Below are 12,866 nucleotides of genomic sequence, written 5' to 3'. Positions count from 1 at the left end.
TGGGTCGCTTCGCTCCGCCGCCTCAACGATTCAGGCTTGACCTCCGGCGGCGGCGGCGACTTCCGCCGCGAAATCCGTCTCCTGCTTTTCGATGCCTTCGCCGAGCGCGTAACGCACGAAAGCCTTGAGGGTCACCGGCGCTCCGGCGTTTTTCTCAGCGTCCTTCACCACTTGTCCAATTGTCTTATTGGCGTGTTCCGCGTGAATCGACGGCTGATCGACGAGGCAGACTTCTTTATAATAGCTTTTCAGGCCGGACTCGATGATCTTCTCGAGAACATGAGGCGGTTTGCCGGCGTTCTTGTCAGCAAGCACCGCCTTTTCACGCTCGACGACTGAAGGATCGAGGCCAGCGGAATCGAGCGCCAGCGGACTCGCCGCCGCGACATGCAAGGCGATCAACCGGCCAAGCGGCGCCAGTTGCACGGCGTCGCCGGTCGACTCCAGGGCGACGATGACGCCGATCTTGCCAAGGCCTTCCGACACCGCATTATGGACATAATGCCCGACGAACCCCTGCGCGACACGGACAGCGCCAACCCGGCGCAGGGTCATGTTCTCGCCGATCGTCGCGATGGCGTTGGCGATGGCTTCGGCCACAGTGCCGCCGCCCGGATAATGGGTCGCCTTGATCGCCTCGACGTCGGTCAGGCCCTTTTCGACCGCGACGAGGGCGATGGTGCGGGCAAGCGCCTGGAACTCCTCGTTGCGGGCGACGAAATCCGTCTCCGAATTGACCTCGACGACAACGCCGTCAGGGCCGTGAACGGCGACGGCGACAAGGCCTTCGGCCGCGATCCGGCCGGACTTCTTGGCCGCTTTGGAAAGGCCCTTCTTGCGCAGCCAATCGACCGCGGCTTCGATGTCGCCGTCGGTCTCGGTAAGGGCGTTCTTGCAATCCATCATGCCGGCGCCGGTCTTCTCGCGAAGATCCTTCACCAGCGCGGCTGTGACGCTCGCCATGTTCGCTTTCCTTTAGGTTCCGGCGGGCTTGTCCAATTTCCCGCCGTCAAATCGACTCGGATCCGAATTGCTTGCCAATAGGGCCGCGCCGCGCGCGCGCCAACGCACGCCTGACCGCGCGGCGGCGATCAAGCGGCGGCGAGACCGCGCGCCAAAGCGATCCAGCCATCGCGCTCGATGCGGCCGGCAAGCTTCAAGTCGTGATCGGTCTTGGCGGCGTCGGCCGGGGTCATGGCGGCGATCTGCCAAAAATGATAAATGCCGGCGTCATTGAGCTTCTTGACAATTTGCGGACCGATGCCGGGCAGTTTGCCGAGATCGTCAGGAGCGCCGCGCGGGGCGGTCAGAAGCTCGAAAGCCTCGGTCGGGGCTTCGACCGCCTCGGCGGCCTCAACCGCGGCTGCCTCGATGGGAAGCTCCTCCGCCAGAGGCTGCTCCGCTTCGCCGAAGTCGATCCCGGCCGAGCCTTGGCCGCGCGAAATGCCATCGAGCGCGGCGCGCGCGATGAGATCGCAATAGAGCGTGATGGCGCGGCCAGCGTCATCGTTCCCCGGAATCGGATAAGTAATCCCGTCCGGATCGCAATTGGTGTCGAGGATCGCCGCGACCGGAATATGCAGCCGGGCCGCCTCCTTGATCGCCAATTGCTCCTTGTTGGTGTCGATGACGAAGATGAGGTCCGGAATGCCGCCCATCTCCTTGATTCCGCCGAGCGCCTTTTCGAGCTTGTCGCGTTCGCGCGACATCATCAGGCGCTCTTTCTTGGTGAGGCCGACGGCGCCGCCGCCAAGCAATTCGTCGACCTTGCGCAGACGCTGGATCGACGCGGAAATCGTCTTCCAATTGGTCAACATGCCGCCAAGCCAGCGCGAATTGATGTAATATTGCGCCGAACGTTGCGCCGCATCGGCGATGGAGTCCTGGGCTTGGCGCTTGGTTCCGACGAAAAGCACGCGGCCGCCGCGCGCCACGGTATCGGACACGGCCTTGAGCGCCTGATGCAGCAAAGGCACCGTCTGGGCGAGATCAATGATATGAATATTGTTGCGGGCGCCGAAAATGTAGGGCTCCATTTTCGGGTTCCAGCGATGCGACTGGTGGCCGAAATGAGCCCCTGCTTCGAGAAGGCCGCGCATAGTGAATTCAGGCAATGCCATGATGGATCTTTCTCCGGTTGAAGCCGCCGCGGAGCGTTATGGACTTCTTCGCCGCGGCGCTCCCGAAGGAACTCCATAGGAAAAAGCCACCGGGAGCGGCCCTTCAAGCAGGGTCGCGCGATCCGCGTGTGGAATGGTCGGGTTATAGGATGCCCCGGGCGGGAATGCAAGGCGCGGCTTCGTCGGCGCGGTTGCGCCGTGATGCGGCGCGGGCGTGGACTTCCCTGGCGTCGATGTGATAAATGATGAAAATACTCAGTTATCATATCTGTGGATAAGAACGAGTGATGCGCACAACATTCCGTGTCTGGTTAGAGCGACGGACCAATAACAGCAAGTCCATTTCTTCCAGGTTATCAAACATAGACCGTGTCGAAAAAGCCTATGGAGATCTCGACAAGCACTATGAAGCCAGCAGGCTTGAAGATATAATTTCTAATTTGCAATATACGAAAGATGATAAGCGGATTGGACGCCGCAACCCTTCCAAATTGCAGATCCAGGGCGACATATACGATGGTCTCGCAACTTGTAGGTCCGCGACCCGCCTCTATCAGAAATTTCGCGACTCTGGAGACATCGGCATTGACGTTTCAGACGCAACCGGCCTCCTCCCAGCGTCAGAGCAAAACGAGAAGCGGCCCTCGCAGAAAATCGATCTCGAGCGCGACATGCGGGTTGCCCTTAGATGTTCGATTGAGCAACTCGAACCCGGATTGGTCATCGTCGACGGCGGCGCCGAGCGTTTCGTCGCCTCTGGATTCATCGACATCACCGCGCGAGATCCTTCCGGAGTTCTAGTGGCGATCGAAATCAAGACCGGCGCCGCCGGACAAAGGGCTGTTGCTCAGGTGCTAAGCTGCATGGGCGATCTCGCGAACGAAGAAGGAACCGGCGGACGCGTCAGGGGCATTCTCGTCGCGGCGGATTTTGAAACGAAGGCCCTGGCGGCCGCCAAAATGGTCCCAAATCTATTGCTTCGCCGCTATCAAGTGAATTTTCAATTTGCGGAAGCGAGTTTGTAGCTGACGCGGACGATGGGAACGTGGCCAAGAGATGAAACCGCTCGATGTCGATCAAGCAACCCTCGCCCGGCGCGACGAGATCGTCGCCGCCTTGCGGAAAATCGTTCCCGGTGAGGGCGTCGTCGACGCCAAAATCAGCCGGCGCGCTTATGAGAGCGACGCCCTGACCGCCTACCGGGCCCTTCCTATGGTCGTGGTTCTGCCGGAGAGCGTGGCGCAGGTTCGCGCGGTCCTCGCCTATTGCCATGAGAATAATGTCAAGGTTGTCGCGCGCGGGGCCGGAACCTCGCTGTCGGGCGGCGCCCTGCCGCTCGAGGACGGCGTTCTGCTGTCGATGATGAAATTCAACAAAATCAAGGAGATCGATTTCGAGAACAGAATCGTGGTCACGGAGCCGGGCGTCACCAATCTCGCGATCACCCGCGCGGTCGAGGCGCAAGGCTTTTATTACGCGCCCGATCCCTCCTCGCAGATCGCCTGCTCGATCGGCGGCAATGTGGCGGAGAATTCGGGCGGCGTGCATTGCCTGAAATATGGCCTAACGACCAATAATGTCCTTGGCGTCGAAATCGTCCTTATGACCGGCGAAGTCATCCGCCTCGGCGGGCGCCATCTCGACCAGGACGGCTATGACCTGCTGGGACTCGTCACCGGCTCTGAAGGGATGCTCGGCGTCGTGACCGAGGTCACGGTGCGCATTCTGCGCGCGCCGGAAACCGCCCGCGCCTTGATGATCGCCTTCGATTCAAGCGAATCGGCCGGCGCCTGCGTCGCCGACGTCATCGCGGCGGGAATCATTCCAGGCGGCATGGAAATGATGGACAGGCTGGCGATCGAGGCGGCCGAGGATTTCGTCCATGTCGGCTATCCGCGCGATGCCGAGGCGCTGCTCATCGTCGAACTCGACGGCCCCTCCGTCGAGGTCGATCACCTCGTCGGCCGCGTAGAGGCGATCGCTTTGAAGCGCGGCGCGACGCAGTGCCGGATCTCAAACTCCGACGCCGAGCGCCTCGCCTTCTGGGCCGGACGCAAGGCGGCCTTTCCGGCGGTCGGGCGGCTCTCGCCGGATTATTTCTGCATGGATGGCACGATCCCGCGCAAAGAACTGCCGCGCGTTCTGGCGGGGATGCGGCAATTATCGGAAAAGCACGGGCTGCGGGTCGCCAATGTGTTCCATGCCGGCGACGGCAACCTGCATCCGCTGATTCTTTATGACGCCAACAAGCCGGGTGAACTTGCACTGGCCGAAGAGTTCGGCGCCGACATCTTGCGCCTTTGCGTCGAGGTCGGAGGCGTGCTGACCGGCGAACATGGCGTTGGAATCGAGAAACGCGATCTGATGCCGGAAATGTTCAGCGACATCGATTTGAGCCATCAGATCAGGGTCAAATGCGCCTTCGACGCGAAGCACCTGCTGAACCCCGGGAAGGTGTTTCCGGTGCTGCATCGCTGCGCGGAATTGGGTCGCATGCATGTGCACGGCGGACGGCTGGCGTTCCCGGAGATCCCGAGGTTTTAGTGCTTCCGGTTAGAGCGCCTGTAGCCGGTTGTCACCTCCGGCGCCGACTATCCAGATGCTCAGTGGCACGACGAAAACTTGAAGGAGCGAATGCGAGTGCTCCAATTGTACTTGCCTGACTTCGGCAGATACTCCGTCGTGTACCAGAAGGTGCAGTCGTCAACCGGATCGATGCTCATGCTGCTGTAATCGCCCCAGTTGTCCAGTTTGAGCTGGGAGCCTCCTCCTGGGAGGATTGTTTGCTCCGCCTGCAGTGTACCCAGCTTGTCGCCCGCGAGGCGGCCGGTAAAGCGGATCGAGGGGTACATGCCGCTACTTGAGACGCTATAGCCGATCGCCATGTCCCCGACTTTGTCCATCGCCACGCTGCCCATCCAGCGGAAGTTCGCGTCCGGGGCAAAAGTGCCTTTCTGGAACACGGTCGGGACGCCGTTCGGATCTCGAATCTCATACCAGCGCACCCCTACAGTCGACACTGTCGACCCTGTCGGCACTGCGGTTACCGAGTGGTTCACGACCAGCGACTCATGGTCTCTGAAGTTTCGGTACGCCAGGCGGTACATCAGTCGGTCGCCGAGCGAGTCGAGCAGTTCCTTGGTCCCCGCCTGAGGGATGCAAATTCCACCGCCGCAGGCTTCCGTAAAATCATCCACTTGGATGTTCGTCGGCCCCGTGACCTGCGTTTTCTGGGAATCGTTAAAATCCACATGGAATTTCCAAAGTTTCAGCGAGTTTGTCCCAAAAAAACTCAAGAAGTAATTGGGCGAACCCTCGGGAGGCGGCATGTTCCCGTCGAGGTCCGAGGGCAAAAGATGCGCGTAGTCCGGATTCAATGAATTCGATGGAGGCCAGCACTGCATGCTGGCGTTTTTGTCGCCCTTGAGCATAAGCGAGCGGTCGAAGGCGCAGAGGTAGGGCCCCTTGAACTTGCCCCCATATCCCTGCCCCTGCGTGTACAGATCGATCGACATGTAATAAGCGTCCGGCCAGATCCCCAGTTTGGGGTAATCAGGAAACGCCGGCATCGAGAACGCATAACGGTGAAATTGGCCTGTGTACTCGGATGTCGTCGATACGGCGAAGCATATAGCAAAAGGGTTGGTGAAGACGGGCTGGGTCAAGACCCACCGGCCTGCCGTTTTATCGTATTGGGCGATGGGATCACCGCTGTTGTTGGTTTCGCAAGGACCGCCGAAGCCCTTCCACAAGGTTTTCCCGGCGGCTGGACCGTAGACCATCTCCCCCGAGGTTTTATCAAATACCGCAAAGGCATAATTAACCCATTGGACAAACTGGGTGGCTCCCACCGCCCCATTAGTGTCGGGCGGGATGGCGAGGAGGCCACTCGCACCTTGCTGAGCGGCTTCGTCGATGCCATCAAAATTTAAGCCCGGGGTCACGGAAATTAGTGGACCCCGCGAAGTCTGAAGGGCTGGGTCTGGCTGGGCGGGGGTGGTGATTTTGGGTGGGTGCGCCCACAGGCGCTGAATCACGCGCGGAGGCCCAGGCTCTGGCAGAGCGGGTTTTATATCCCGGAGCGGCGGGGACACATCGTGCTTGAGCGGCCGATACACATCGGGGTGGATCTGGACGGGCTGGCAAAGCGCGGCAGATCGCGACAATAAGGTCAGGCAAAGCGCGCCAAAAAAGATCTGTGCGACACACGTTATTCTCGTGCTCACGGATGTCCCCATCAACCAAAGGCGCTGCCGCGATTTCGGTTGGAATTTGTTTTGGTGAGATCGCCAGCATGATGAGGTTACCCAATCATGCAGCGAGGTCAATGATCTAGGTCATGTGCGCCCGATCCAATTCCGCCGGTTGGTGCGAGCCCCAGACCTTCCCCAAAGCCGGATGCTCCGAACGTCCGAAATGGGTAGATACTGTTGAAAAACTCGAATTTCGTTGTCGATCACAATTCTCGAGGCCGCGGGCTGGCCCGAAAAAGAAAGCGCTGGGGATTCATTTTGCGGCGTGCCGCTGTCGTATGAGATTGGTCACGACGATGAACAGCCATAAGCGCTTTCCGCGCGCAAAGCCGAGATTTTTGTCCCCGCCATTTTCTGAGTTTTTCAGTATCGGTAAGGATCGGCCCGATCATGGGATCGCAGTCGCAGCCCTGTCATGAAAATGTCGAAGAGTGCGGCCGGACCGGCGCCATTGGGCGCCGTCGCTTTAGCATGTTCTATCTTCTCCGGGAGTTCCCACAAATGGCCCTCGCTCTTCGCTCCGCCGCCGCCCTCTTGGCTTTTCTCCTGGCGGGGACCCAGACACACGCCGAGTCTCTGTCCGAGCGCCGCGCCGCCAAGGAGAAGGTTGAGATTATCGAGGTCGAGGTCGCCTGCGGCAAATTGGATAAGGAAAACTGCGCCATCGTGGTTCCGGAAATCGACGCAAAGACGGCGTCGAAGGGCGTTCGCCTAAAGCCCCTGGAGTCCAAGGGCAGCGTCGAATCCCTCAACGGCCTCTGCGACGGCGACGTCATGGTGGCCGTCGTCCAGGCCGACGTTCTGGCGGCGCGCGTCGGCAAGCCCAATTGCACCGGAAAGGTCGTCGCGCTCGGGCCGCCGGTCTACCCTTATGAAGGATTCGTGGTCGTGCGCGCCGAAACGCGGGAAGACAAGTTCGGCGACATGATCGATAATTTGAAGCCGGGCACGGTGCTGCGCGTCGCCGCTGGAGGCTCGGGATCGGGCGGCGAACTGACGCTGCGCAACATTCTCGCCAACGCGCCGGAATGGAAACAGACCATCGACATCCAGCCGGACGGCTCGGCCACCGCCCTCAACAAATTGCGCGATCGCCAGCTCGACGCCTTTTTCGTCATGGACGGCCCGCAGTCGCCGCTGCTGCAGGAGGTGCGGGAGACCGTCGACCTGAAGACCAAGCAGAGAGTGTTCAAATTCGTCGACATTCGGCCGAGCGCCAAACTATTGGGCGTGCAATTCAACGGCCGCGGCCTCTATGCGACGGCGACCATCGAAGCCGGCTGGTTCAGCGCCATTAAATCGATTTCGACCCCCGCCGTGATCGCCATTCGCGACGATTTCTATAAAAGCCAACCGGCGGTCGCGGCTAAAATCAGACAATCGACCGAAGACGCCTTGCCGGCGATTGCCATCCGGGCGGGGGCCCGGCCCGATTGGCGCCAGGATTTCGATCGCCCCTGAGCGTTCCAGGAGCGCGCGCCCAGGCATGGGCATGGACTTAAATGCCGACGAGCGCTCAAGCTCTCTGCCCTGCGCCATCCTTGGCGGCGGCGAATTGGTCATAGGCGGCAAGGGCGTGGCTTGAATACATGACGGAGGGGCCGGCACCCATGTAGATCGCCATGCCGAGCGTCTCGAGCACCTCGTCGCGGGTCGCGCCCTGTTCGAGCGCCCCCTTGATATGAAAGGCGATGCAATCGTCGCAGCGCACCGCCACCGAAATGCCGAGCGCCAACAGTTCCTTCGTCTTAAGGTCGAGCGCCTTGGGCGCCAAAGCGGATTGTGCGACGGCGGAGAAAGCCTTCATCACCGCAGGGGCCCCGCCGCGCAAGGTCTTAAGGTCCGCGGAAAGCGCCTGGGTCAGTTCGGGCCAGTTGGTGGTCATGCATGGGTCTCCTTGTGGGATTGTCCGGCCGGCGCGGCCTCGGCGTCGAAGCCCTTTCCATCGTCCCGCAGCCAGACATAGATCGCCGGAATCACGAGCACCGTGAGCGCCGTCGAAGAGGCGAGCCCGAACACGAGGGAGATGGCGAGGCCTTGGAAGATCGGATCGGTCAGGATGAACGCCGCGCCGATCATCGCCGCAGCAGCAGTGAGAAAGATCGGCTTGAAGCGGATCGCGCCGGCGTCGATGAGCGCGCGGCGCAGGGTAACGCCCTCGGCGCGGCGGTGGCGGATGAAATCGACAAGCAGAATCGAATTACGCACGATGATGCCCGCGAGCGCGATAAAGCCGATCAGCGACGTCGCCGTGAAGGCGGCGCCCAGCATCCAGTGGCCGAGCACGATGCCGATCAGCGTCAGCGGCACGGGCACGAGAATCACCAGCGGCAGCTTGAACGAACCGAACTGGGCGACGACCAGCAGATAGATGCCGAGGATCGCCACCATGAAGGCGGCGCCCATGTCGCGGAAGGTGACATAGGTGACCTCCCATTCGCCGTCCCAGAGAAGCGTTGGCTCAAGGTCAGCGATTGGCTGACCGTGATATTTGATTGTCGGCGGCCCGCCGGGGCCCCAGTCAATCGAAGCCAGCTTGTCCTCGACGGCCAGCATGCCATAGACCGGCGCCTCGAAACGGCCCGCGACTTCGGCCCTGACCATTTCCGCGAAACGTCCATTGTGCCGGAAGATCGGGTAGGAGGCCGGCTCGCGGGTTACCTTGACAACGTCGCCAAGCTCCACATTGGCGCCTTGGCGCGGCGTGCCGCCGGCGGGGAGCGGCGTCGACAGCAAACGTTCGCTCAGCTCCAGCGCGGATTTTGGCAGCGCCAGCGCAACGTCGATCGGCTTCAATCCGCTGCCGCGCTGGGAATAGCCGATCTTCACTCCACCGACGATCGCGGCGATCGTGTCATAGACGGCCTGTTCCTCGACGCCGTGGTATTCGAGCGCCTCCTGATCGATCGAGAACCGCAGCCGCTCGGCGCGAACGCCGTAACTGTCATCGATGTCCACGACGAAGTCGACCGCCTCGAAACCCTTGCGAATCTTCGCGGCGAGATCGCGCCGCGCCGGCGCATCCGGTCCATAGACCTCGGCCAGCAGCGTCGCCAGGACGGGGGGACCCGGCGGCGCCTCGACCACCTTGAGCGCCGAGCGCGGCGGCAGCGGCAAGCCTTCGAGCCGCTTGCGAATATCGAGCGCGATGGCGTGGCTGGCCCGCGCCCGCTCGCCCTTGGGGACGAGATTGATCGAGAGGTCGCCAAGCTCCGGGCTTTCGCGGAGATAATAATGGCGCACGAGTCCGTTGAAATTGAAGGGCGCGGCGGTCCCCACATAGGCCTGGATCGACGTCAGTTCGGGGAGGTCCTTCAACCGGTCCGCGATGGCGGTGAACATGCGGTCGGTCTGCTCCAGCGACGCCCCGCGCGGCAGATCGACGACGACCTGAATTTCCGACTTGTTGTCGAAAGGCAGAAGTTTGACGCGCACATCCTTGGTCGCGAAAAGCGTCAGCGAGCCGAGCGTCGCCGCGCCGACAGCGAGAAGAAAGATCTTCGAGCGGACGCGTCCGGCGAGCAGCGGCGTCGCGATCCGCGCATAGAACCGGCCCATGGCGCCGACCTCATGCCCGTGACCATTGTCAGCGCCATCGGCATTCGCGCCGCCGGCGGCTTCGAAGCGTCCGCGCGCGATCTTCAGGAGCAGCCAGGGCGTGATGGTCATGGCGACGAAATAGGAGAACAGCATCGCCATCGAGGCGTTTGCCGGAATGGGGCTCATGTAGGGGCCCATCAGCCCGCTGACGAACAGCATCGGCAGGAGGGCGGCCACGATCGTGAGAGTTGCGACGATGGTCGGGTTGCCGACTTCCGCGACCGCCTCGATCGCGACCTCGACGAGATCGCGCCTGCCGCGCATCTGCCAATGGCGGACGATGTTCTCGACGACCACGATGGCGTCGTCGACGAGGATGCCGATCGAAAAGATCAACGCGAAAAGGCTGACGCGGTTGATCGTGTAGCCCATCAGCCAGGAGGCGAAGAGCGTGAGCAGAATCGTCGTCGGAATGATCACGAAAACGACGACGCCTTCGCGCCAGCCGATCGCAAGGGTGATCAGCGCCACGATGGAGACGGTGGCGAGCGCCAGATGGAAGAGCAGCTCATCGGCTTTTTCGCTCGCCGTCTCGCCATAGTTTCGCGTCACCGTGACGTCGATGTCGGCTGGAACGATCCGGCCCTTCACCGCCTCTAGGCGGGCGAGGATCTCATGGGCGACGATGACCGCGTTGGCGCCCTTGCGCTTGGCGATGGCGATGCTGACGGCGGGGCGCTTGTCGAGGCCTCCGCTCGCGTTGCGCGTCAGGGTCCAGGCGCGCTTGTCGAGTTCGGCCGATCCCACGCGCACGTCCGCAACGTCTTTGACATAGACGGGCCGGCCATCGCGCGAGGTGAGGAGCAAGAGGCCAATATCGGGAACGCCCTGCAGCGTCTGGCCGGCGACCACCGGGACCGCGTGGTCTTTCTCCCGCATATTGCCGACGAGGAAGGCGCGGTTGGCGTTGGTCAGCTTTTCGGTGAGTTGCGCGAGGGTCATGCCGTAGAGCGAAAGCCGCTCGGGATCGGGCTCGACGCGGATCTGGTTCGGGCTGCCGCCAACAATATAGCTCGCGCCGACATTCTCGACCTTGGTCAGATCATGCTGCAGTTCTTCGGCGATCTGATAGAGGCCATTGTCGCTCCAGCGATCCGCGCGCTCCGGCTTGGCCGCGAGCGTGAGGACGACGGTCGCCACATCGTCAATGCCGCGGCCAATGATCAGCGGCTCGGGAATGCCTTTCGGCAATCCGGCGATCTTGCCGCGAATCTTTTCGTGGATGCGCAGCGCCGCCGTGTCCTGATCGACGCCGACGAAGAAGCGGGCGGTGACGACGACCCTGTCGTCCTCGGTCTGCGAATAGACATGCTCGACGCCATTGATGCCCTTGACGATGTCCTCCAACGGCCGGGTCACGAGCTCGACCGCCTCATCGGCCTTGTAGCCATTGGCGGCGACGAGAATGTCGACCATCGGCACGCTGATTTGCGGGTCCTCCTCGCGCGGCAACGCGAGGAGCGCCAAGCCGCCGACGATGAGCGCGGCGAGCAGCAGAAGCGGCGTCAGCGGCGATGTGATGAAGGCGCGGGCGAGCGCGCCGGAGAGGCCTTGCTTCATGGGCGGACCACCACATCGCCGTCGCGCAACCCGGAAAGAATCTCGACTCCGTCCGGCCGCGTCTCGCCCGGCTGGACGACGACCTCCGTTCCGTCCTTGAGCTTGACGAAATTCACGCCAGCGCGCCGGTAGACATAATCGCGCGGCGCGACGATCGTGTCGCGCTTGCCCGTCGTGAGATAGACCCGCGTGCGCTCGCCGACGAAATAATTGCCGAGCTCCTCCACGTCGACATCGGCGATCACGCGGCCCCCCCGGAGCTCGGGATAGACGATGCGCACCTTGCCTTGGCGCATGGTCTCCCCGTTTTCGGTCCGCTCGCCGCGCGCGCCGATCAGCACCGCATCGCCGGCCCGCATGAAGCGCGCATGCCGCTCCGGCAATGCAAGCCGCAAGATGTAATTGTCTTCGGCGAGCGTCGCGATCGTCTCGCCCGGCAGGACCACCCGGCCGACCGACACAGGCAGCGTCAAAACGCGCCCGGCGCCCGGCGCCAACACGGCGCCCTCGGCGGCTTGCTGCACGATGACCTCGCGATCGGCGCGCATGGCGGCGGCGGTCCGTTCGGCGACATCGAACGCCGTGCGCGCCTGATCGAGTTGCTTCTGCGTGCCGACGCCGCGGCGCATCAGCTCCTCGGCGCGATCGAGATCGATCTTGGCCTGATCGCGCTGCGCCTGCTGCGACCTGATCCGCGAATCCAGCGCCTGCATCTGCAGCGCGAGCTTCTGGTCAACGACGACGGCGACCTCCGCGCCAGAGGCGACCAGGTCGCCCTCCCGCACCTTAAGGCGGATGATCGTGCCGCCGATGCGCGCGCGCGCGGCCAGAAGATGGACCGGCTCGACCGTGGCGATCACCGCCTTTCGGTCGTCGACCTGGCTTGAATGAATGCTAAAATCTTCGGCGGACGCCCCGGAAGCGAGGCAGACCGCCGAAAGCAGAACAAGGGCAAAGCGCATGGCTGGAACCGGCAAGAGAGAACGCTTGACACTTAAAACAGAAAACTCTAATTTAGTAAATATGAAATTAGAAGAACTTGGATCAAGGGCCGGCAAGGCGGAGGCCTTTCTTAAGGCGCTGGCGAACCGTCATCGGTTGATGATCCTTTGCGAATTGCACAAGGGCGAGCAATCGGTCGGCGTTCTTCATGAGGCGATCGGGTTAAGCCAGTCGGCCTTGTCGCAGCATCTCGCCCGCTTGCGCGAGGACAAACTCGTCAAGACGCGTCGGGAGTCGCAGACAATCTATTATTCGCTTGCGAGCAAGGAAGCCACCCAAGTCATCGCATTGCTCTACGACCTGTTCTGCTCGCCAGGGTGCAAGAGCTAAC

General features: G+C 62.0%; 10 protein-coding genes. 4 read left to right on the top strand and 6 right to left on the bottom strand.

Features of this window, described 5'->3' with window-relative positions; translation table 11 throughout:
* Positions 1 to 30: 30 nt before the first annotated feature.
* Both tsf and DL86_RS09055 read right to left on the bottom strand, forming a co-directional pair.
* Positions 31 to 963 carry a translation elongation factor Ts gene (gene tsf, locus DL86_RS09060; RefSeq protein WP_036260513.1) on the bottom strand — a complete coding sequence of 311 codons (933 nt, stop codon included), beginning with the start codon at positions 961 to 963 and terminating at the stop codon, positions 31 to 33.
* 128 nt (positions 964 to 1,091) lie between these two features.
* Positions 1,092 to 2,120, bottom strand: coding sequence for a 30S ribosomal protein S2 (locus tag DL86_RS09055; RefSeq protein ID WP_036260511.1), 1,029 nt, complete (start codon positions 2,118 to 2,120; stop codon positions 1,092 to 1,094).
* A gap of 671 nt (positions 2,121 to 2,791) precedes the next feature.
* Here DL86_RS09055 and DL86_RS20270 point away from each other — a divergent pair.
* Positions 2,792 to 3,145, top strand: coding sequence for an endonuclease NucS domain-containing protein (locus tag DL86_RS20270; RefSeq protein WP_202899184.1), 354 nt, complete (start codon positions 2,792 to 2,794; stop codon positions 3,143 to 3,145).
* Positions 3,146 to 3,176: 31 nt separating this feature from the next.
* Positions 3,177 to 4,664, top strand: coding sequence for an FAD-linked oxidase C-terminal domain-containing protein (locus tag DL86_RS09045; RefSeq protein ID WP_036260507.1), 1,488 nt, complete (start codon positions 3,177 to 3,179; stop codon positions 4,662 to 4,664).
* Positions 4,665 to 4,723: 59 nt separating this feature from the next.
* Here the strand turns inward: DL86_RS09045 and DL86_RS09040 are convergent, their stop codons facing one another.
* Positions 4,724 to 6,157: a hypothetical protein gene (locus DL86_RS09040; protein ID WP_162180413.1), complete on the bottom strand. Its 1,434-nt coding sequence runs from the start codon at positions 6,155 to 6,157 to the stop codon at positions 4,724 to 4,726.
* A 717-nt stretch (positions 6,158 to 6,874) separates the two neighbouring features.
* On the opposite strand from DL86_RS09040, the gene DL86_RS09035 reads away from it, so the two are divergent.
* Positions 6,875 to 7,834 (top strand): TAXI family TRAP transporter solute-binding subunit, encoded by a 960-nt coding sequence (locus DL86_RS09035; protein WP_162180412.1) that lies wholly within the window; start codon positions 6,875 to 6,877, stop codon positions 7,832 to 7,834.
* Positions 7,835 to 7,889: 55 nt separating this feature from the next.
* On the opposite strand, the gene DL86_RS09030 is transcribed toward DL86_RS09035, so the two are convergent.
* Genes DL86_RS09030 through DL86_RS09020 form a run of 3 tightly spaced genes read right to left on the bottom strand, consistent with a single transcriptional unit; the run spans position 7,890 to position 12,495 of the window.
* Positions 7,890 to 8,258 (bottom strand): carboxymuconolactone decarboxylase family protein, encoded by a 369-nt coding sequence (locus DL86_RS09030; protein ID WP_036260503.1) that lies wholly within the window; start codon positions 8,256 to 8,258, stop codon positions 7,890 to 7,892.
* Entirely contained in the window at positions 8,255 to 11,533 is a 3,279-nt protein-coding gene (locus DL86_RS09025; protein WP_036260501.1) for an efflux RND transporter permease subunit, read from the bottom strand. The genes DL86_RS09030 and DL86_RS09025 overlap by 4 nt, the downstream gene beginning before the upstream one ends.
* Complete coding sequence (locus tag DL86_RS09020) at positions 11,530 to 12,495, bottom strand: efflux RND transporter periplasmic adaptor subunit (RefSeq protein ID WP_036260499.1); 966 nt, start codon at positions 12,493 to 12,495, stop codon at positions 11,530 to 11,532. Before DL86_RS09020 ends, DL86_RS09025 begins: the two co-directional genes overlap by 4 nt.
* A 61-nt stretch (positions 12,496 to 12,556) precedes the next feature.
* On the opposite strand from DL86_RS09020, the gene DL86_RS09015 reads away from it, so the two are divergent.
* Positions 12,557 to 12,865 (top strand): ArsR/SmtB family transcription factor, encoded by a 309-nt coding sequence (locus tag DL86_RS09015; protein WP_036260498.1) that lies wholly within the window; start codon positions 12,557 to 12,559, stop codon positions 12,863 to 12,865.
* The last annotated feature ends 1 nt before the right edge of the window (position 12,866 follow it).

The organism is Methylocapsa aurea (assembly GCF_000746085.1).
GTDB classification, from domain to species: Bacteria; Pseudomonadota; Alphaproteobacteria; order Rhizobiales; family Beijerinckiaceae; genus Methylocapsa; species Methylocapsa aurea.
Note: the sequence above shows the minus strand (reverse complement) of the source record. Positions and strands in the feature narration are given on the sequence as shown.